The sequence below is a fragment of the Haladaptatus salinisoli genome, assembly GCF_020614375.1.
Lineage (GTDB): Archaea > Halobacteriota > Halobacteria > Halobacteriales > Haladaptataceae > Haladaptatus > Haladaptatus salinisoli.
Genome location: NZ_CP085327.1, coordinates 1,372,343 through 1,392,429 on the forward strand (window position 1 = coordinate 1,372,343; position 20,087 = coordinate 1,392,429).

Sequence of the window (20,087 nt, forward strand, 5' to 3'; positions counted from 1 at the left end):
TGACCGGGCGAATGCCGGACTTTCCAGATCCCGACTCGCGGAACGTCCTCGAACCGGACTGCTCGCGCTGTCCCGAACTCGCCGCGTGTCGGAACCGCATCTCGTGGGGGAACGGCCCGTCGAACGCGGACGTGGTGGTCGTCGGCGAAGCGCCCGCCGCAGGGAATCCCGACGCGGAGCGGTGGCGAGGCGGCAACTGGACGGGGATGGCGTATACGTCCCGCCACTCGGGACGGAAGGTCCGCGCGCTGTTCGACGAACTTGGGTACGACGCTTACTTCACCAACGCCGTGAAGTGTTTTCCGGAAGGCGACGACGGGACGAACCGGGAACCTCGGCGCGAGGAACTCGACCGGTGTTTCGCCCACTTGCGGACGGAGATAGAGGGAGTGCGTCCCGCCGTCGTCGTTTCGACGGGAAAACACGCCACGGAGGCCGTCCTCGACTTCGAGTCGATTCCGCTCGACGGATTTCTCGACCGGGTGCTCTCGCCCGTCGAGTGCGAGCGACTCGGCGTGACGCTTCTTCCGCTCTTACACCCGTCGTACGAGAACGTCTGGAGGGGACGGCTCGGCTACGACCGGGAAGAGTACGTCGCCGCTATCGATGCCGAACTCGCGGCGATCGTGTGATCACTCGTCCGCGGGTTTCTTCTCCGACGCCCCCGAAGGAGCGGCGGTGTCGTCGACTACGTACACCCAACCGTCGCTCCGGTACGTGACGCGGTAGCCGCGATAGGTAAAGACCGCTTTACCGTCGCTTCGCGGTTTCCCGTTCGTTCGCGGGCGAAAGAGCGCGTCGAGCGCGTCCGGGTCGATAACGTCGTACAGCTGCTGCCCGATATCGTCGGGCGACGCCCCCTCGTGCTCTGCAATCGCGTTGACGACGGCGATACACGGGGATTCGCCGTCTCGCAGACAGTAGGAAGTGCGTTCCATTACGGTATCGACCCAATGGATTCGACAATTGATAAACATACCGGATAAATATGGCCGAATCAGACTCTAAACCTAGTATTTTCCGGATTTCGAACGAATTTTTACAAGGGGGGTTACTCGTCGGTCGCCTCGTCTCCGAAGTGGTCGAACGGTTGGACGTGTTCGTCCTTCACCAACATCTCGTTCACCACGTCTAACCCGACATCGTCGAGCGACCGTCCGACGGCGACCACGTCGTTTCGGTTTCTCGCCACCGCCTCGACGTGGATGTTTTCGACGCCCGCCATGATCTCCTTGACGCTCACCACGCCGTTCGTTTCGAGCACCCGTTCCGCGAGTTCCTCGCGCTCCGGAATCGGCGCGGTACAGACGAAGAGAACGCGAAGCGGAAAGGCCGCCTCGTGGTAATCGATCTGCGGATGGTACCCTTTGACGATCCCCTCGTCTTCCAGCCGCTGAAGTCGATTTCCGACCGTGCTGGCGGAGACGCCCACCGCCTCGCCCATCTCGGTCGTCGTCGTGTTGCGAGCGTCGTGCTGAAGCAGGTGAAGGATGCCGCGGTCAATCTCGTCGAGTGAATTCTGGCTCATGGCTCTGTATCGAAGCTACGGTTCTCGGTGCGGTTCGTCCGAAAAAGTCGGCAGTCGTCCGAGACGACAAACTTTCGTGGGAGGCGTGGCCGAAACGCGGCGAGAGGCCAGCTCACCACCAGAGCCTCCGGCGACGTCGAACACTGCCGGGTCTGTCACACCCGGGCTCCGGGCGTACTTGGTCAAAACACTGCTACCCCCTTCATTATATTCCGAATAATGGAGCCGAGCACGGGTAAAACTGTGTGAAACGGTGGTCTTTGTCGATCGGGTCGGTTTGGTCGGGTTCGGGCCGTAGGGGGTGCGAGGCGGGTTTTCGGTCGCTGAAACGGTGGTGGTTGGGGAGGTGTAGCGGTGGGATTCGGGTCGGTGGGGGGGTTCGAAAGGGGACGGCGCACTCCTTCGCCGAGAAATAGACCGCCGGGATTCGAACGACGCCAAGGCGTTCCTGCTCGCTTCGCTGCGCGGGCATGCGACTCGTCTAATTAAAATCCCGCTCGTCAATCCTCGCTACGCTCGGATGGACTCGCCGGGACTGAGCGAACGGCGGTTCGTTCGCGAAGGTCGGCGAGTCCGCTGACTGGAGCGGAGTGAAACGAAGCGGAAGGAAGTGGACTCGCCGGGATTTGAACCCGGGGCCTCTTCCTTGCGAAGGAAGCGATCTGCCACTGATCTACGAGCCCTCGGTCTATCATACCGGACGGTCGTTATTTGTAGCTTGTGTTTCGGTGCGGAGGATGCGAAAGCGTCCCGCGATCAGTCCGACGGCGAAGCCGGTGAAGTGGGCGAGGAGCGCCACGCCGGGGGCGGCGGTCGTCGCGGTCGCGAGGAAGGCGAGGACGAACAGCGCCGCGAGCTGCGCCCGGCGGGAGAGGCGGAGGCGACCGAGCACCGCGTCGGCGACCGGATTGCCCGCGAGCAGGTAGCCGAACAGGCCGAACACCGCGCCGCTGGCGCCGAGGACGCCCGGAACGGTCGGCGAGAACAGTCCCGTCACCCAGATCTGCGCCACCCCGGCCAGCATCCCGACCGCCAGGAAGTAGGCGTGGAATCGAAGGGTCGTCGTCACGCGCTCGACCAACAGTCCGGCGAACAGCAGGGCGACGGCGTTCGAGACGAGGTGCGGGACGTTGTGGTGGGCGTAGACGCTCAGCGGGAGCGCCCACGGGTGCACCACCACGGGCGGAGCCAGAACGAACAGGCTCGTCGCGAGGAACGGACTGACGAATCGCAGCGCCGACCGGAGGGCGAACACGACGAGGAAGACGGCGAGCGTCTGTATCGTCGGGGAACGCGAGAGTCGCATACTCCCTACTGCTCGCCGGAGCTACAAAAATCGACCCGACGCCGTCGCTGGTCGGTGCGAGAAAACGGATAGATTAGTGACGGAAGATATCGCCCGTCTCAGTCTTCGAGAACGATTTCGATGCTCACGTCGTTCGGAACCTGGATGCGCATCAGCTGTCGAAGCGCACGTTCGTCCGCGTCGAGGTCGATGAGGCGCTTGTGGACGCGCATCTCCCAGTGCTCCCACGTCGCGGTGCCCTCTCCGTCGGGCGACTTGCGGGTGGGAATCTCCAGCGTCTTCGTCGGGAGCGGAATCGGACCGCTCAGGGAGACGCCGGTCTTCTCGGCGATCTCGCGGACGTCGTCGCAGATGTCGTCTAAGTCGCCGGGGTTGGCTCCTGCGAGTCGGACTCGTGCTTGCTGCATCGTTTACTTCTCGTTGACTTCGAGGACCTGACCGGCCGCGACGGTCTGTCCCATGTCGCGAATAGCGAAGGATCCGAGTTCCGGAATCTCGCCCGCCGGCTCGATGCTGAGCGGCTTCTGCGGTCGGACCGTGACCTTCGCTGCGTCGCCGGACTTGATGAAGTCCGGGTTCTCCTCGGAGACCTCACCGGTGGACGGGTTGATCTTCGCGTCGATGGATTCGATGGTGCAGGCGACCTGCGCGGTGTGGGCGTGGAAGACCGGCGTGTAACCCGCGGTGATGACGCTCGGGTGCTGCATCACGACGATGCGGGCGGTGAACGTGTCCGCGACCTTCGGCGGGTCGTCCGCCGGACCGCAGACGTCACCGCGGCGGATGTCGTCCTTACCGATGCCGCGCACGTTGAATCCGACGTTGTCGCCGGGTTCCGCCTTCGGCACCTCTTCGTGGTGCATCTCGATGGTCTTGACCTCGCCACCGACGTCGCTCGGCTGGAACGAGACGTTGTCGCCCGTGTTCAGGGTTCCCGTCTCGATACGTCCGACCGGCACCGTGCCGATGCCGGAGATGGTGTAGACGTCCTGGATGGGCAGGCGGAGGTCCGCGTCCGTCGGCGGTTCCGGCGCTTCGAGGTTGTTGAGGGCCTCGAGCAGCGTCGGGCCGTCGTACCACGGCGTGTTGTCCGAGTTCTCGGAGACGTTGTCGCCCTCGAACGCCGAGGTGGGAACGAACGTCGCGTCGTCGGACTTGAAGTTAACCTGCTTCAGGAGCTTCGAGACCTGCTCTTTCACGTCGTTGTACTTGCCCTCGTCGTAGTCGACGACGTCCATCTTGTTGACCGCGATGATGAGCTCGTTGATGCCCAGAGTCTTCGAGAGGAAGACGTGCTCCTGGGTCTGGGGCGCGACACCGTCGTCGGCGGCGACGACGAGCACGGCGTTGTCGGCCTGCGATGCGCCCGTGATCATGTTCTTCACGAAGTCGCGGTGGCCCGGACAGTCGACGATGGTGAAGTAGTACTCGTCGGTGTCGAACTCCTGGTGGGCGATGTCGATGGTGACGCCGCGTTCTCGCTCTTCCGCGAGGTTGTCCATCACGTAGGCGAACTCGAAGCCGCCCTTGCCCTTCTCTTCCGCTTCTTCGCGGTGCTGTTCGATGACGTGCTCGGGTACGCTCCCCGTCTCGAAGAGGAGTCGTCCGACCATCGTGCTCTTCCCGTGGTCGACGTGGCCGATGACGGCCAAGTTCTGGTGTGGTTTGTCGCTCATTGGTATCTCACGCGCAGATGCGCTCTGTCGGATTTATTTGGCAGAAGCGGTTAAAACCATTTCGATACGTCATGCAGGCTATCTCGCCGCCGTCTGGCGGTTAGTGGGAACACGTGGCACGGTGGTGCGCGACCGGCGGCGGATTACTCCTCGCGCTCCAATCGGGTCGCGTCCGACAGCACCGCGGTCGCCGTCTCGGGACCGCCCGCGCCGCGCCCGCTGATGTTGAGTCGTCCGGCGTGTTCCGTCTCGAACTGGACGATGTTCCGCGTGCCGGATACGGCGAGCGTGCCGTGTTCGGGGACGAGGCGCGGGCCGACCCTGACCCCGTCTCGCGCGACTTCGCCGACGAGCCGAATCGTTCGGCCGTCCTCGGCGGCCAGTTCGAGCGCGCTCCCCGGGAGGTCGCGGATACCGGCGACCTCGGCGTCGGCGAGTGTGTACTCGCCGTCGAAGAGGACGTTGGCGAGGATGACGCACTTCAGTGCGGCGTCCGTCCCGTCCACGTCGAACGACGGGTCGGCCTCCGCCACGCCGAGGTCCTGTGCCTCCGCGAGCACGTGCTCGTAGCTCAACCCCTCCGCGGCCATCCGCGAGAGGACGAAGTTCGCGGTGCCGTTCAGCACGCCGCGAACCGCGGTGACGTTCTTCGCTCCGACGTCCGTGATGGTCGAGAGGACGGGTATCGCGCCGCCCACGGTCGCTTCGAACTGCACGCGACCCTCGCTCTCCCGTTCGAGCGCCCGCAACTCTCCGTAGCGTTCGGCGACCGGCCCCTTGTTCGCCAACACGACGTGTCGGTCGGCGCGGAGCGCCTCGCGCGCGTGGTCGAACCCCGGTTGCGCGTCGCCGAGCGTCGTCGGGGTCGCCTCGACCAGCGCGTCGTACTCGCTTTCGAGCGCGGCGTCCGCGTCGAGCGACCCGACGCGACCCTCGTCGCTCTTGCGGGCGAGGGCGGATTCGATGTCGATTCCCGAGGCGTCGACGACCGCGCTTTTCGAATCGGCGAGCGCCGTCACCGTGTGGCCGTACTCGCCGGCGAGTTCGGCGACCGAGCGGCCGACTGCGCCGGCACCGAGCACCGCGAGCCTCATACGCCGCCCTCCCCGTCGGTCAGCGGTTCGATGACCGTCAGCCCCTTCTCGTCGGCGATGGCGTTCACGGTGTCGATTACGTGACCCGTCTCCGCCGAGTCCGTGGCGAGTCGAAGTCGCGCGCTGGACACGTCGCCCGTCCCCTCCGGAGCCGAGAGCGAGACGTCGACGACCGACGACCGCGCCTCGGTCGTGATTCGCGAGAGCGTATCGGAGATGTCGGTGTCGATGATGTGGCCGGTGAGGATGACGGTTATCTCCTCGTCGTACCGCTCGGCTCCGGCGCGGACGACGTTCACGCTCCCCTCGCGGAGCGCGGAGACGATGGCGTCGAATCGGTCGGGGGGACACTCCAGGTCCACCTCGACCGGAATGTGGCCGCGCGGGGTGAGCGAACCGCGCTCGTGGAAGACGCTGAGCAGGTTTCCACCGGATTCGGCGATGGGTTCGAGGGCGCGGAGCAGTTCACCCGGTTCGTCGGCCAGTTCCAGCCGAACCGTGTACGCCTGCACCCGTCCGTCGCCGTGGTCGGTCATGGTAGCGGGATTCGAGCGCGGGCGACAATAAAGCTTCAGTCGGTTACAAAATTCTCCGTTCCGGGGGTACAACGCGGCGCAACGGAAGCGCAACGGTCCGCAACGCGAGTTAGCCGGACCTTACACGGGGCGTTAACGAGCGCGTAGTAATACCGTTGGAGACGGAACCGAGAATCCGGGTGATAGAGATGCGATTCACCGATGCGGTCGGCGCGGGAAGTGACGGTGCGGAAACGAATCACGTCTGCGCGTTCTGCCAGACGGCCTTCGACAGCCGAGAGGAGGTCTGTCCGATGTGCGACGCCAGAATCGTCCATCGTGGGGAACGATAAGTTCGCGGCGTCCCGTCGGTAGTATCGAAACGGAGCGACTCGTCGAGGTACTTTTAGCGGAAGAAACGAGAAAATCGCAGAGAAGAGCGACGTCGCTTAGAAGTAGTCCACGGCCTGCGGCAGTTCCAGCTTCATGCCCTTGCGTTCGCGGATCTCCATGATCTTCTCCCGTTGGAGATTGTCGGCCATGACCTGGAAGCCCGCGTTCTCGGTGTTCCACGAGGCGCGGCCCTCGGTCGCGGAGCGGATGTCGCTGGCGAATCCGATCATCTCGTCGACCGGCGCGATGCCCTCGACGACCATGAGGTCGCCCTCCTGGTACATGTCGTCCACGCGACCGCGGCGACCCTGAATCTCGCCGGACGCCGCGCCCATGTGCTCGTTCGGCACGTCGATGCGGACGTTCTGAATCGGTTCGAGGAGCTTGACGTGCCCGTGGATGAGCGCGCTGTGAACCGCCCGACGGACCGCGGGGATGACCTGCGCCGGACCGCGGTGGATGGTGTCCTCGTGGAGGCGAGCGTCGTTGAGACGGATGAGCGTCCCCTGCACCGGTTCGGCCGCGAGCGGACCGTCGTCGAGCGCCTCTTCCAGCCCTTCGATGACGAGCTCCATCGTCTCGTTCAGGTGCTGGATACCCTTCGTGTCGTCGACGAGGATGTTCGTCCCGTGGATGTGCTCGACGTTCTGGCTGGTGTCCTTGTCCATGCCGGCTTCCTGCAGGGCCTCGCGGCGCTCCTGCTCGGGCATGTCCATCGACACGTCGCCGAGTCGCACCTTCTCGACGATTTCGTCGTTGAGCGGTTCGACCGTCAGATAGAACCGGTTGTGACGGTTCGGCGAGATTCCCTCGACGGTCTCAGTAGCGCCCTGCACCTGCTCGCGGTAGACGACGATGGGTTCACCGGTCGTCACCGGGATACCCTGGTTTCGCTCGATGCGCTGCGTGATGACTTCGAGGTGGAGTTCACCCTGTCCGCTGATGAGGTGTTCGCCGGTGTCCTCGTTGATGGTGATCTGGATGGTCGGGTCTTCCTTGGACACCTGACGCAGCGTCTCGATGAGCTTCGGCAGGTCGTCCATGTTCTTCGCCTCGACCGACTTCGTGATGACGGGTTCTGAGATGTGCTCGATGGACTCGAACGGCGTCATCTCGACGGAAGAGACCGTCGAACCGGCGATGGCGTCCTTCAGGCCGGTGACCGACGCGATGTTCCCCGCTGGGACGCGCTCCACGTCCTCGCGCTCGCCGCCCATGAAGATACCGACGTTCTGGATTCGGTTCTTGCCCGCCGTCCCGGAGACGTACAGCTCTTGGCCCTTTTCGAGGGTGCCGGAGAACAGCCGGCCCGTGGCGATCTCGCCCGCGTGCGGGTCCATGCCGATGTCCGTGACCATGAAGACGACTTCGCCGTCCTTGTTCACGAGGCGCATGTCCTCCGCGAGCTGGGTGCTGTCGTCGCCGCGCCAGACGGTCGGAATTCGCTCGGGCTGTGCCTGGAGCGGGTTCGGGAAGTGCTCGGCGACCATGTCGAGCACGACGTCGGAGAGGGGGGACTCCTCGCGGAGTTTCGCGATGCCTTCCTCGCCCTCTCGGTTCAGCTCGATGATGTCGCCGAAGTCGATGCCGGTCTGCTGCATCGACGGGAGGCTCACCGCCCAGTTGTACAGCGCGGAGCCGAACGCGACGGTGCCGTCCTCGACGGACACCTTCCAGCCTTCGTTGTACTTCTCCTCGTCCATCCCGCGGACGAGTTCGTTCACCTCGCGGATGACCTTCTGGAGACGCTCTTGCATCTCCTGCGGCCCTTCCTGCAGCTCGTTGATGAGGCGGTCGACCTTGTTGATGAACAGGGTCGGCTTGACGCCCTCGCGGAGCGCCTGACGCAGAACCGTCTCCGTCTGGGGCATCGTCCCCTCGACGGCGTCGACCACCACGAGCGCGCCGTCGACGGCCCGCATCGCGCGGGTCACGTCCCCGCCGAAGTCCACGTGGCCGGGGGTGTCGATGAGGTTGATGAGGTAGTCGGTGTCCTCGTACTTGTGCGTCATCGAGACGTTCGCGGCGTCGATGGTGATACCGCGTTCCTGCTCGTCCTCTTCCGTGTCCATCGCGCGCTGGTGACCGGCGGTCTCGGAGGAAATCATCCCGGCACCGGCGAGGAGGTTGTCCGTAAGTGTCGTTTTACCGTGGTCGATGTGTGCGGCGATGGCGATGTTCCGGATCTGCTCCGGCTTGTCCATGAGCCGTTCACACTGTTCGACGATCTTCTTTCGTCTGCCCATATATGGGTATCCCTACCTGTACGAGGTTGAAAAGCGTAGTGTTTTGCCCGCCAGCGAACGGCCGAGAAACGCCGCGTTTCCCTGCGAGTCGGTCACATAGAGCACGAGAACGCTCGGTCGGTCGGCGGCCGCGACACCACTCGACCGACCCGTAGCGACCCCATATAAATCGCTCCAACCGGCAATCTAATAGCCGTCCAACCCGTGACAACATCACGCATGGATATCCGCGTGCAAGGTGCCGCACCGACGACCCCGTTTCTCAGCGCCTCCGACCTCTTCGAAACCGAGCACGACTTGGAACGGCCCGTTCACGTGCGCGTGCGCTCCGATCCGGACGAGCGCACGTGGACCGCCCACCCCGGCGACTACCACGTCCTCAACATCTCCGAGCAGGCCGCGACCAGCGCGATGGCCCGCGAACTCGCGCTCCACGAGTACTCGCACATGGCCCGCCACGAGCAGGCGCACCCCTCGCACACGCAGTCGACCGCCGAGGCGCTGTTCCTCGCGTTCTCCGGGCGGTCGGTCGAGCGGCGAAAGCTCACGCACTGCTACCAGATCGCCAACCACATGAAGGACATCTACGCCGACGATATCACGCTGCGCGTCGGCCCGACCGACAAACTGGTCGCCTTCCTCGAATCCGAACTCGCCGCGGCGGTCGCGGATCGACCGGCCTTCCCCCGCGGGCGGCGTACCACCGCCACCGCCGACCCCGAGATGACCGCCGTCAACGCCGCCTTCGCCCTCGCGCTGGTCGAGCGCCACGACCTCGTGGGACGCGACCACCGGCTCTACGACCTCGCCCGCGCCGCGGCCCGCGACGCGCCGACGGTGGACGTGCAGGGGTTCAAGTATCGGTTCCTCTCGCTGACCGACGACCCCGACGAGAGCGAGTACCGGAAGGAGTTGGTCGGCGCGACGCGCGAGTACGTCCTTGGAGGTTCGAACTCGACTGACGGGCAAGCGGCGGACTAGCAGTCTCCGGACGATTTCTGGCGTTCTCTTCGAGGAAAGCTAGCGACTGCGGTAATTCACTCGACACAACCAGCGCGATAGAGAGCGTTCGAGAAAGTCCCCTCAACGAAATGTACTGCGAGAACCCGCCAACCAGATTGCTATCGCGCACGTTACCACCGAATCGATCGCTCTTCGGGAAATCGAAAAGCGAGAAAATCGAAGCGAGAGAACGGATTCGTTAGCGTGCCGCGGCGGCGACGCGCTCTTTCTCTTCTTTCTGGTTGATAGCGTAGGTCTGTACGTCGTAGTTCGCCGCGCCGATAATTTGGGAGGCCAGCGCGTCCTCGGCGTCCGTGGGGGACTTGAACGAGGCGCTGTGGGCACCCTCGGCGATGAACTTGAGCGACTGGTCGACGCGGCGCTGCGGCGCGACGTCGACCGCCTTCGGGACGGAGATGCCGCCGTACTTCAGGCGAACCGTCTCCTCGCGGGGAGCGGCGTTCTCGACCGCGCGGACGAGCACCTGTATCGGGTTCTCCTCGGTGCGGTCGTGGATGATGTCGAACGCGGCGCGGACGATCTTCATCGTCTGCTGTTTCTTGCCCGTGTTCTCCTCCGTCTGCATGAGGCGGTTGATGAGGCGCTCGACGATGCTGACCTCGCTCTTCTGGAACTGCTTTCCGGCGTGGCGACCCATCGTGTGCGCGACGGGAGTAACCGAGATGTACCGCTCCGTGCTCGGGTCGCGGAACTCTATCTCCGTCACGTCCCACGTGCCGAACAGCTTCGCCGCCGCGCCTTCGCCCTCCGTGCCGACGTGCGAGTCGGGTTCCGGTTGTTCTTCGTCTGCCGACATGGTTATCGCACCGGTTTCTCCGCGTTTCCGCGAACCAGTTCCTGCAGGCTCACGCCGTTGACCTTCTCCACTTTGTAGTTGACGGCGGAGAGGTCGCCCATCGCGCGACCCTTCGCGCCGCCGATGCCGGCGATGGTGACCTCGTCGTGTTCGTCGATGAACGAAATAGCGCCGTCGCCGGGCAGGAACGCCGTGACCTGCTTTCCGTTCTTGATGAGCTGGACGCGGACGCACTTTCGAATCGCGGAGTTGGGCTGTTTCGCCTCGACGCCCACCTTCTCCAGCACGATACCTCGACCCTGCGGCGCGCCTTCGAGGGGGTCGGATTTCTCCCCGAGACCGCGCTCGCGTCGGGCGTAGTCGGAGTCGGACCACCGATGGTTCTGGCGGTCTTTCTTCAGTTTTCGAGCCGCATACTTGCCGTTCGCCATATGGTGTGAACTATCCGATGGAGCTACTTAAGCGTCCCCTTTTGTTTTCGGCGAAACGCCCGCAGGTCGCTCGAAAGGGGTCGATAAAGCGATTTGAGAGCGTTGCAGTGATTCTAAGCCGAGCCAACGGATTCGTTCGTCGGATCCCGTCCGTGCTCGTTCGAATCGTTCGGCGTCGCGCCGAGCTGTAGCGCGGCGGGTCGTCACTCCCGCGTCAGGGCCGCGATTTCGACGAACCGTCCGACCGCGTCCGTGAGCCAGCCCAGCAGGATGAACAGCCACGCGACGGAGAGGGCGACGCCGACCGCGACCGCGGCGAACTCGACCGCCGCGAACTGCTGCCCGAGCGCGTTCACGACGGCGCGAACAACCACCGTTTCCACGGCGGTAGGGGCCGCTCCTCGGCGGTCGTTATCGCCGCGACGGCCATCGCAACGGCGTAGCTCAGAACCACCGCGCCGACGGCGAACGCGACCGCTCGCGGAAGGACGTTCGTCGCGAACCGACCGCTCCCGGTACCCGTCGCGTCCCGGATGACGAATCAGAGAAGCGGGGAGAGCGCGGCGGCAAACGGAACGCCATCCTTCGGCGGGGGCGAACGAGGGAGGCGAGAGACATAGCTATCGGTCGAGTTCGACGGCGTACAGCTCTTGTTGGAAAGCAGTAACGTCGGTTCGACGCCGAGAAAACGCGCCGAAAGTCGACCGCGGACTACGTCAACTGGATGTCGTCCACGTCGAAGTGACGGTCGACGATCAGTTTGGCCGTCTCGATGTTGCGTCCGCCCGCCCCGATGGCGACGCCGGTGTCCTCCTGTGCCACTTCGACGTAGGCCACGATATCGTCGTTCTCGCTGATGGTGACGTGGCGCACCTCGGCGGGAGCCAGCGCGTTGGCGACGAATCCGGCCGCCGTGTCCGCGTCCTCGATCAGTTCCACGTCCGCGTCGAGTCGGTCCTGGACGCCCCGAACGTGCTTTCCGCCCGGGCCGATAGCGCGACCCATGTCGCCCGGCTTGACGACGAAGACGACGCGCTTTTCGTCGCCGCCGTCACCGTCCAGCACGACGCAGTCGCGGGCGGTCGCCCCCGTCTCGTCCTCGAAGAGGGCGATGTACTGGCGAGCCGTGTCGGAGAGGGTGACGGTCATCAGTCGGAGGGTTCGGCGCCGCGACTCACCGAACCCATGCGGAGGTTCACGTCGCCCGTGCCGAGTTTGATGGGCTTGCCGACGATGACGTTCTCGATGACGCCGTTCAGATCGTCGATTTCGCCGTGGATGGCGGCGTCGAGCAGGTGGTTCACCGTCACCTCGAACGCCGCGCGCGCGAGGACGGACTCCTTACTGCCGGAGATGCCGTGGCGACCGATGGACTCGATGGTGCCGCGGTTGGTCATGATGTCCGAGACGAGCATCAGGTGGCGGACGTTCACGTCGTCCAGCCCCTGCTCTTCCAGCGTGTCCATCGTCTCCTCGATGATGGCCTCGCGGGCCGCCTCGACGCCGAGGTTGCGGTATATCTCGTGGATGTTGTTCGAAGTGGTGCGCGAGGCGTCGACGCCCTCGATTTCGATGACGTCGCCGAACGCCGACCCCTCGGTGTAGAGGACGAACTCCTCGCCGTCGTCGGTCTGTTCCTTCCGGATGACGACGCGCGTGATGTCCTCGATACCCTTGAAGACGATTTCGCGGAGTTCCTCGACCAACTGCAGGAGTTTGCGGTAGCTGGGCTGGTCGGGACCGAACTCGATGACGGTGTCCTGTTGGGTCGTCTCCACGCCGAGGCTGTCCTCGATGATGCTCGCGACTTCCTCGGGCGTTATCATCCGTTCTTCGAGGGTGTCCTCGTTCAGGTTGATGGAGACGATCATGTCGGCGACGTTGGTCGAGATGTCGCCGAGGGCGAGGATCTTCGTCGCCTCGATCTGCCAGACGACCTCGTGAGCGCGCTCGCGGTCGTCGGCGTACTCCTCGTCCAAGTGCACCGTCATCATCGGCGTGTCCGGCGTCTTGCGGGCGTCCACGAGTTCGATGAGGCGCGGCAGCCCCTGGGTCACGTCGATCTCCGCCACGCCCGCGTAGTGGAACGTGTTCATCGTCATCTGCGTCCCCGGTTCGCCGATGGACTGGGCGCTCACCGTCCCGACCGGGTCGAGGGGGTCGACCCGCGTGTTCAGGTACCGAGTCTCGACCGCGCGAGCAATCTCGTCGACCTGTTCGACGGTAACCCCGTCGCGCGATTCGATGGTCTCGTACACTTCGTCCTTGAGTCGTCGCGGGAGGTCGGTGTCCTCCACGACGGCTTCCATGTCGTCGGTGATTTCAGTCATCGGATTCCACCTGCCGTGCGTCCGCGTGTTCGGAGAGGTTCGTCGGCGGGCGCTTCTCGCCGAGGAACTCCCGTTTGCGGTTCTCGCTGTCGAACTCCTCGTCTATGATGCGGTCCGCGATGTCCTCGACGTCGATGGGGTTCTCCTCGTCGGAGGACACCCGAACCGGCGAGGTGCCGTCCTCGCCGAACTCGAACTGGACGATGGTGTCGCTGGTGTCGCGCACCGTCCCGTCGTACTGCGTTTCGAGTTCGGACAGCGCGTTGATGAGGCGGCGCTGGAGGTAGCCGGACTTGGACGTGCGAACCGCCGTGTCCACCAGACCTTCGCGGCCGCCCATCGCGTGGAAGAAGAACTCCAGCGGGGTCAGGCCGCCGGTGTAGGAGTGCTCCACGAAGCCGTGGGCGTCCGCGGAGAGGTCGTTCTCCTGGTAGTGGCTGAGCGTGCGGTCCTCGTAACCGCGGTTGATTCGCTCGCCGCGAACCGCCTGCTGGCCGACGCAGCCGGCCATCTGGGTCAGGTTGAGCAGCGAGCCGCGAGCGCCGGACTCGGCCATGATGACCGCCGGATTGTCGCCGGCGAAGTGGTCCTCCGCGATGTCGCCGGCGGAGTCGCGCGCGTTGCTGAGCGTCTGCATTATCTTCATCTCCAGCGTCTCGTCCACGGTGCGGCCGGGCAGGGATTCGAGTTCGCCGTTCTCGTACGTCGTGATGAGGTCTTCGACGCGATCGTATGCGTTCTCGATGGTCTCGTCGATCTGCTCTTGGGCCGCCGTCGGAATCGTCTCGTCGTCGATACCGATGGAGAACCCGAAGTGCATGATGGCGCGCATCGCCAGCGTCGCGACTTCGTTGATGAAGTGGCGCGCGCGGGTCTCGCCGTACACCTTACAGATGGTGTCGACGATCTCCCCGCCGAACGCGCCGACCGCGTCCTCGTCGATGGTGCCGGAGACGAGTTGGCCGTTCTCGATGACGACGGTGTCGCCGGCCGAGCTCGTGAACTCCAGTTCCAGTCCGTCGGGCAGGAGTTCCGAGAACAGCGTCCGACCCGTCCAGTACGGCGTTCCGTCCTCCTGCTCGCCGTCTGCTTCGGGCAGTTCGTCGATACGAGTCGCGCGGAGCAGGTCCAGCGCCTGCGTCTCGTTGAACTGCGGGTTCTCGTGGGTCAGGAGGTAGGTTCCCGAGATGTGGTCCTGAATCGCGCCGATGATGTTCTCGCCGAAGCGCGGGGAGAGGATCTGTTCCTGCACGCGCATGAGCACGCGAGCCTCCGCGCGGGCCTCCTCGTTCTGGAGGGCGTGCATGTTCATCTCGTCCCCGTCGAAGTCGGCGTTGTACGGCGGACAGACAACGGTGTTCAGGCGGAACGTCTTGTACGGCATCACGACCACCTCGTGGGCCATGATGGACATCCGGTGGAGCGAGGGCTGGCGGTTGAAGATGACGATGTCGCCGTCGATGAGGTGGCGGTTGACCTCCCAGCCGGGTTCGACCTTCTCCGAGAGCTCCTCGCAGTTCTTCTCGGTGACCTTCAGCCGTCGCCCGTCGGGGCGCTTGACGTAGTTCGCGCCGGGGTGTCCTTCGGGCCCGTTGCGGACGTACCGCTGGGCTTCCTCGATGTTCCTCGGGGTGACGTTCATCGTCTGGGTCATCTCGCGGGCGACGCGCCGCGGGACTCCGACTTCGTTCAGCGAGAGCGTCGGGTCGGGCGAGATGACGGTGCGCGCCGAGAAGTTCACGCGCTTCCCGGACAGCGAACCGCGGAACCGACCTTCCTTCCCCTTCAGCCGCTGGCTGAGCGTCTTGAGCGGACGCCCGGAGCGGTGGCGGGCGGGCGGCGTGCCCGAAATCTCGTTGTCCATGAACGTCGTGACGTGGTACTGGAGCAGTTCCCACAGGTCTTCGATGATGAGTTGCGGCGCGCCGGCCTCGCGGTTCTCCATGAACCGCTGGTTGATGCGGATGATGTCCACCAGCTTGTGGGTCAGGTCGTCCTCCGACCGCTGGCCGTTGTCCAGCGTGATGGAGGGACGGGCCGTCACCGGCGGCACCGGGAGGACGGTCAGAATCATCCACTCGGGGCGCGAGCGGTCGGCGTCGATGCCGAGCACGCGCACGTCCTCGTCCGGGATGTCCTCGAACCAGTCGCGGATGTCCGAGGGCATCAGCTTGTTCATGTCCTCGGTCGTGAGGTCGATGTCGAGCGCCTTTTCGAGGGCCTTGCGATCTTCCTCGCGCGGGCGGAACTCGCCCGACATTATCTGGTTGATGCGCGAGAGGTCGATGCCCGTCTGCTCGGCGAGATCCGGCGGCGAGACTGGTTCTCGCTCCTCGTCTTCCTCACCGTCTTCGGTGCGACCCTGCATCGCGGTGGCGATGCGTTCGCTGTACTCGCTCGTGAGCACCTGCTGGACTTCGTAGTAGGTCGTCGGCTTCTCGTGGTTGATGTCGTACTGCACCTCGCCGCAGTGCGGACAGCGGTCTTTCTTCCGCGCCTCCCGGATGGCGGCCTTCGTCACGTCGTTGACGTCGTTGCCGAGTTCCTTCGTCCGGGTGAGCATGGCCCGGTACTTCTCCTTTTCGTCCTCGGTCAGGAGAAGCCGCGAGCAGTTCCGGCAGGTGCCCCGAAGCAGGCGGCGGATGAGCTTCGTGAAGCCGACGTGGATGACCGGCGCGGCGAGTTCGATGTGACCGAAGTGGCCGTTACACGACCCGGAGTGTTGCCCGCAGGTCTTACACTCCAGACCGGGGTCGATGACGCCCAGTCGGGGGTCCATCAGCCCCATGTCGATGGGGAAACCGTCGTCGTCGTACGTGTCGGCGGTGATTATCTTCGTCGCCGACATTTCTCGATACTCCTCGGGGTCCATCAGCCCGAAGCTGATGGAGCCGATCTCCTTGGGAGTTTGATTCGTTGCCATGTTAGACTGCGTCCTCCAGTTCGAGTCGCGGCGCGATTCCGAGCGCCTTCATCTCGTCGAGCAGGAGCTTGAACGCGTAGCTCATCTCGATCTCGTGGATGTCCGTCTCCTCCTCGCAGTTCGGGCAGTACACGCGGTTCTGGTCGATGTTCTCGACCGCGCTCATCCCGCACTGACCGCAGACGTAGATCCATTCGCGGTCGGACGAGTCGAGGAGTCGTTCTTTGAGCGCCAGCGCCGCACCGTGCCCGATGAGCACCTCGCGCTCCATCTCCCCGACGCGCAGGCCGCCCTCGCGGGCGCGACCTTCGGTCGGCTGGCGCGTGAGCACCTGCACCGGGCCGCGCGAGCGGGCGTGGAGCTTGTTCGACACCATGTGGTAGAGCTTGTGGTACAGGATGGTGCCGACGAATATCTCGGCCTCGATCTTCTCGCCCGTGATGCCGGAGTACATTATCTCCTTGCCGGACGACTTGTAGCCGCGCTCCTCGAGCGCCGAGCGGAGTTCCTCCTGGTCCTCGCCGGTGAACGCCGTCCCGTCGACGCGCCGCCCCTCCAGCGCGCCGACCTTGCCGCCGATCATCTCCAGCACGTGGCCGACCGTCATGCGCGACGGGAGCGCGTGCGGGTTGACGATGAGGTCGGGGACGACGCCCTCCTGCGTGAAGGGCATGTCCTCCTGCGGCGCGATGTGGCCGACGACGCCCTTCTGGCCGTGTCTCGACGCGAACTTGTCGCCGAGTTCCGGGATTCGCTCGTCGCGCACCGACACCTTCGAGAGCTTCGAACCGTCCTCGCCCTCCATCAGCGTGACGGTGTCCACGACGCCGGATTCGCCCGAACGCATCGTCACGCTCGTCTCGCGGCGCTTCTGGGGCGACAGCCCGCCCATGTCGTCCGGCTCCTCGAGGAATCGCGGCGGACTCGTCTTACCGAGCAGGACGCTGTTCTCGTCCACCCGCGTCTCGGGATTGACCAGTCCGTCCTCGTCGAGGTGGGTGTACGCGTCCTCGCCCCGAGCGCCGCGCACGTCGTCGCTCGGAATCTCGAAGCGGTCTTCCTGGCCGCCGGGGTAGCGTCGTTCCTCGCCCTCGTAGGTGCGGAAGAAGTGCGACCGGGCGAGCGCGCGGTCGACCGATCCGCCGTTCAGCACGAGCGCGTCCTCGATGTTGAACCCCTCGTAGCTCATCACGGCGACGGTGAAGTTCTGCGCCGCGGGGCGGTCGTCGTAGCCGATCTGCTCGGTCGTCTGTGTCTTCACCATCGACAGCTGCGGGTAGTGGAAGAGGTGCTGGCGCGTGTCCGGGCGGATGCGGTAGTTCGCCGCCGGGAGACCGAGCGACTGCTTCATCATTCCCGCACCCATCGTGATGCGCGGGCTGGCGTTGTGCTCGGGGTACGGAATCATCCCGGCACCGATGCCGAAGATGAGTTGCGGGTCGATTTCGAGGTGGGTGTGGTCGCCGTTGAGGTCTTCCTCGTCGACGGCGACGTAGATGTCCTCTTCCTCCTCGGCGTCGATGAACTCGATCTTGCCGCGCTCGACGAGTTCCTCGAACGAGAAGTCGCCCTGCTTGAGCGCCTCGAGTTCGTCGTCGGTGATGAGCGTCTCGCCGTCCTCGATGACGAGCAGCGGTCGACGGGCGCGTCCCGCGTCGGCGTTGATGATGACCTCTCGGGTGCGGTCTTTGACCGAGACGTTCACCATCTCGCTGACGTCGCCGCGTCGGCGCGCCTCTCGTACTTGGTCTGCGAGCTGTTCGGGGTCGGGGTGCGTCCCGACCAGACTGCCGTTTACGTACACTTTCGCTTCTCGTCCCTGACTCATGTTAGTCTGCGCTCCCTTCGATGCTCTCGATTCCGGGGATGCCCTCGACCCCCATCGACGACAGCTCCTGTTTGAGTTCCTGTTCGTCCTCGACGTTCTGGCTGAGCTCCATCGCCTGCGCGAAGTTCTTCACCAGTCCACAGTTCGGCCCCTCCGGCGTTTCGGAGGGACAGATGCGACCCCACTGGGTCGCGTGCAGGTCGCGCGCCTCGAAGTGCGGCTGACTCCGCGAGAGCGGACTCCGCAGGCGGCGGAGGTGCGACAGGACGCCCATGAAGTCGGTTCGGTCGACCAACTGCGACACGCCGGAGCGACCGCCGACCCAGTTCCCGGTCGCGATGGGGTGTTCGAGGCGCTCGGTGAGCACGTCGGAGCGGACGACGGTGTTCACCGACAGTTGTCGGTTGCGCATGTTCGCGCGTTCGAGCTGGTACTTCACGTCCCGCGCCAGCTTGTTCAACGCCGTGCGGAACAGGTCTTTCATCAGGTTGCCGGACACCTTCAGGCGCTTGTTGGCGTAGTGGTCCTTGTCGTCCGCCTCTCGTCGACCCAGCGCGAGTTCGAAACACGCCTCTGCCATCCGGGCGAGGTAGTACGCCTTGTTGATTCGCACTTCCTCCTCGTCGACGCCCTCCTCGTGGAGGTGCGGTAGGAGGTAGCGGTCGATGACGTAGTTCGCGCGTTTCAACTGGTAGTTCTTGCCCTGTCCCGAGGCGACCCGCTTTCCGAGCGCCTCGATGGCCTCCTCCTGCGTCTGCACCTCGGCGGCCTCCAGATTTTCGAGCATGAACTTCACGATTTCCGGGTCGTCGGAGACGCGGTGGACGATCTCCTCGTCGGACTCCAGCCCCAGCGCCCGAACGAGCGTGACGAAGTTGACGCTCCCCGAGACCGAGGGGAACGACACTTCGAGCAGGCCGTCGCGGGTTCGCTCGACCAACACCAGCGCGCGGTAACCCCGGCGCTGGCTGAACGTCTTCGCCACCTGAATCTCGTCGCCGTACTTCGTGTCGTACTCGGCGAGAATCTTGTTCGGCGCGAGGTCCTCCGAGGTCATCAGGACCCGCTCGGAGCCGTTGACGATGAAGTACCCGCCGGGGTCGGCCGGGTCTTCGCCGATCTCGACCAGGTCGTCGGCGTCGAAGTTCGCGATGTTACACTTCTCGGAGCCGACCATTATCGGCATCCGACCGACCTTCGTCTCGGTCGAATCGACGACCCGCTTGTCGTCGCCTTCGCCTTTCACGATGGTCATCTCCATGAAGACGGGTGCGGCGTAGGTGATGTTGCGGAGGCGGGCCTCCTGCGGGTAGAGGAGCTCTTCGCTCCCGTCCGCCTCGCGTACGCGCGGCGTGACGACCCTGATGTCGCCGAGTTCGACGTACACCGGTTCCTCGCCCTCTTTGTCCCCGATGTCGGTGTCGATGGTCTCCTTCTCGGTCACCACTTCCTGCATACCGCGATTCAGGAAGGAGTTGAACGAGCGGTAGTGATGTTCTGCGAGCCGTTCTTTCGAGAAATACTCCTTCGATAGTGCGCGTCGGTCTTGCCTTTGCATTATTCCACCACGAGTCGATAAACGACCGCTCGGTCGGTCGTTCGTGAGTCACGGACGATCTTGATCACGTTGCCGACCTCGGCGTCGTCCGGCAGCGCGGGGTCCGCCCGCTTTATCTTTGGTAAGTCGGTGCGTTTGATGTCGTACTCCTCGAGCACTCCCTCCAGTTCGCCCTCGTCGACGACGGAGTGCTCGGGAACCAGCTTGTGTTTGCTTACGTCTACCATGTGTGCGCGATTTTCTGGCCAGCGGGAGAAATGGCTATCACGAGATACTACAGGGTATTACTGGCGGCACTCATTTAAGGCTTGCTAACTAGAGCGCACACGCCCGGCTATCGCACCCCGCATCCGTGCGGGCAGTTCTCTAACACAAGTATCTACTTCGTTCTGGTATAAATGGTTTGGGCCGACGTGTCGACGCTCGGTACGAATCCGCAC

At 64.4% G+C, this 20,087-nt stretch carries 20 protein-coding genes and 1 tRNA gene; 3 read left to right on the plus strand and 18 right to left on the minus strand.

Translation table 11 applies throughout. The annotated features are described in order from the left end of the window. Positions 1–11 precede the first annotated feature (11 nt). Positions 12–632, plus strand: coding sequence for a uracil-DNA glycosylase (locus LIX00_RS07465; RefSeq protein WP_227355677.1), 621 nt, complete (start codon positions 12–14; stop codon positions 630–632). Here the strand turns inward: LIX00_RS07465 and LIX00_RS07470 are convergent, their stop codons facing one another. From LIX00_RS07470 to LIX00_RS07505, 8 genes are all read right to left on the minus strand, one after another. Further along, positions 633–938, minus strand: coding sequence for a HalOD1 output domain-containing protein (locus LIX00_RS07470; RefSeq protein WP_227355577.1), 306 nt, complete (start codon positions 936–938; stop codon positions 633–635). 113 nt (positions 939–1,051) lie between these two features. Next, a complete protein-coding gene (locus tag LIX00_RS07475) occupies positions 1,052–1,528 on the minus strand; it encodes an Lrp/AsnC family transcriptional regulator (protein WP_227355578.1) in 477 nt (158 codons plus the stop codon). A 611-nt stretch (positions 1,529–2,139) separates the two neighbouring features. After that, a tRNA-Ala gene (locus LIX00_RS07480) sits at positions 2,140–2,211 on the minus strand. A gap of 8 nt (positions 2,212–2,219) precedes the next feature. Further along, complete coding sequence (locus LIX00_RS07485) at positions 2,220–2,834, minus strand: rhomboid family intramembrane serine protease (protein ID WP_227355579.1); 615 nt, start codon at positions 2,832–2,834, stop codon at positions 2,220–2,222. A 98-nt stretch (positions 2,835–2,932) separates the two neighbouring features. Further along, on the minus strand, positions 2,933–3,241 hold the full coding sequence (gene rpsJ, locus LIX00_RS07490; RefSeq protein ID WP_227355580.1) for a 30S ribosomal protein S10: 309 nt from the start codon (positions 3,239–3,241) through the stop codon (positions 2,933–2,935). 3 nt (positions 3,242–3,244) lie between these two features. Beyond that, positions 3,245–4,510, minus strand: coding sequence for a translation elongation factor EF-1 subunit alpha (tuf, locus tag LIX00_RS07495; RefSeq protein WP_227355581.1), 1,266 nt, complete (start codon positions 4,508–4,510; stop codon positions 3,245–3,247). A 143-nt stretch (positions 4,511–4,653) separates the two neighbouring features. Beyond that, entirely contained in the window at positions 4,654–5,604 is a 951-nt protein-coding gene (locus LIX00_RS07500) for a homoserine dehydrogenase (RefSeq protein WP_227355582.1), read from the minus strand. Beyond that, a complete protein-coding gene (locus LIX00_RS07505) occupies positions 5,601–6,140 on the minus strand; it encodes an amino acid-binding protein (RefSeq protein ID WP_227355583.1) in 540 nt (179 codons plus the stop codon). Before LIX00_RS07505 ends, LIX00_RS07500 begins: the two co-directional genes overlap by 4 nt. Positions 6,141–6,328: 188 nt before the next feature. Here LIX00_RS07505 and LIX00_RS07510 point away from each other — a divergent pair, with 188 nt between their 5' ends. Further along, positions 6,329–6,472 (plus strand): hypothetical protein, encoded by a 144-nt coding sequence (locus LIX00_RS07510; RefSeq protein ID WP_227355584.1) that lies wholly within the window; start codon positions 6,329–6,331, stop codon positions 6,470–6,472. A gap of 96 nt (positions 6,473–6,568) precedes the next feature. Here the strand turns inward: LIX00_RS07510 and LIX00_RS07515 are convergent, their stop codons facing one another. Beyond that, complete coding sequence (locus LIX00_RS07515; protein WP_227355585.1) at positions 6,569–8,758, minus strand: elongation factor EF-2; 2,190 nt, start codon at positions 8,756–8,758, stop codon at positions 6,569–6,571. Between the two features lie 219 nt (positions 8,759–8,977). Between LIX00_RS07515 and LIX00_RS07520 the strand changes: the two genes are divergently transcribed. Further along, the gene (locus LIX00_RS07520; protein WP_227355586.1) at positions 8,978–9,739 is read left to right on the plus strand and encodes a DUF5781 family protein; all 762 of its coding nucleotides are present in this window, start codon (positions 8,978–8,980) and stop codon (positions 9,737–9,739) included. A 220-nt stretch (positions 9,740–9,959) separates the two neighbouring features. Here the strand turns inward: LIX00_RS07520 and LIX00_RS07525 are convergent, their stop codons facing one another. The 9 genes from LIX00_RS07525 to LIX00_RS07565 form a co-directional block, all read right to left on the minus strand. Then, positions 9,960–10,577 carry a 30S ribosomal protein S7 gene (locus tag LIX00_RS07525; protein WP_227355587.1) on the minus strand — a complete coding sequence of 206 codons (618 nt, stop codon included), beginning with the start codon at positions 10,575–10,577 and terminating at the stop codon, positions 9,960–9,962. A gap of 2 nt (positions 10,578–10,579) precedes the next feature. Next, positions 10,580–11,008 carry a 30S ribosomal protein S12 gene (locus tag LIX00_RS07530; RefSeq protein WP_227355588.1) on the minus strand — a complete coding sequence of 143 codons (429 nt, stop codon included), beginning with the start codon at positions 11,006–11,008 and terminating at the stop codon, positions 10,580–10,582. 203 nt (positions 11,009–11,211) lie between these two features. After that, positions 11,212–11,391, minus strand: coding sequence for a hypothetical protein (locus LIX00_RS07535; protein ID WP_227355589.1), 180 nt, complete (start codon positions 11,389–11,391; stop codon positions 11,212–11,214). Positions 11,392–11,719: 328 nt separating this feature from the next. Next, a complete protein-coding gene (locus tag LIX00_RS07540) occupies positions 11,720–12,157 on the minus strand; it encodes a NusA-like transcription termination signal-binding factor (protein WP_227355590.1) in 438 nt (145 codons plus the stop codon). Then, a complete protein-coding gene (gene rpoA2 / locus LIX00_RS07545; RefSeq protein WP_227355591.1) occupies positions 12,157–13,338 on the minus strand; it encodes a DNA-directed RNA polymerase subunit A'' in 1,182 nt (393 codons plus the stop codon). The genes LIX00_RS07540 and rpoA2 overlap by 1 nt, the downstream gene beginning before the upstream one ends. After that, positions 13,331–16,261, minus strand: coding sequence for a DNA-directed RNA polymerase subunit A' (locus tag LIX00_RS07550; protein ID WP_227355592.1), 2,931 nt, complete (start codon positions 16,259–16,261; stop codon positions 13,331–13,333). The genes rpoA2 and LIX00_RS07550 overlap by 8 nt, the downstream gene beginning before the upstream one ends. Before the next feature lies 1 nt (position 16,262). Continuing rightward, complete coding sequence (rpoB, locus tag LIX00_RS07555) at positions 16,263–18,089, minus strand: DNA-directed RNA polymerase subunit B (RefSeq protein ID WP_227355593.1); 1,827 nt, start codon at positions 18,087–18,089, stop codon at positions 16,263–16,265. A 1-nt stretch (position 18,090) separates the two neighbouring features. Further along, positions 18,091–19,647: a DNA-directed RNA polymerase subunit B'' gene (locus tag LIX00_RS07560; protein ID WP_227355594.1), complete on the minus strand. Its 1,557-nt coding sequence runs from the start codon at positions 19,645–19,647 to the stop codon at positions 18,091–18,093. Beyond that, a complete protein-coding gene (locus LIX00_RS07565; RefSeq protein WP_227355595.1) occupies positions 19,647–19,874 on the minus strand; it encodes a DNA-directed RNA polymerase subunit H in 228 nt (75 codons plus the stop codon). The genes LIX00_RS07560 and LIX00_RS07565 overlap by 1 nt, the downstream gene beginning before the upstream one ends. Positions 19,875–20,087: the final 213 nt, after the last annotated feature.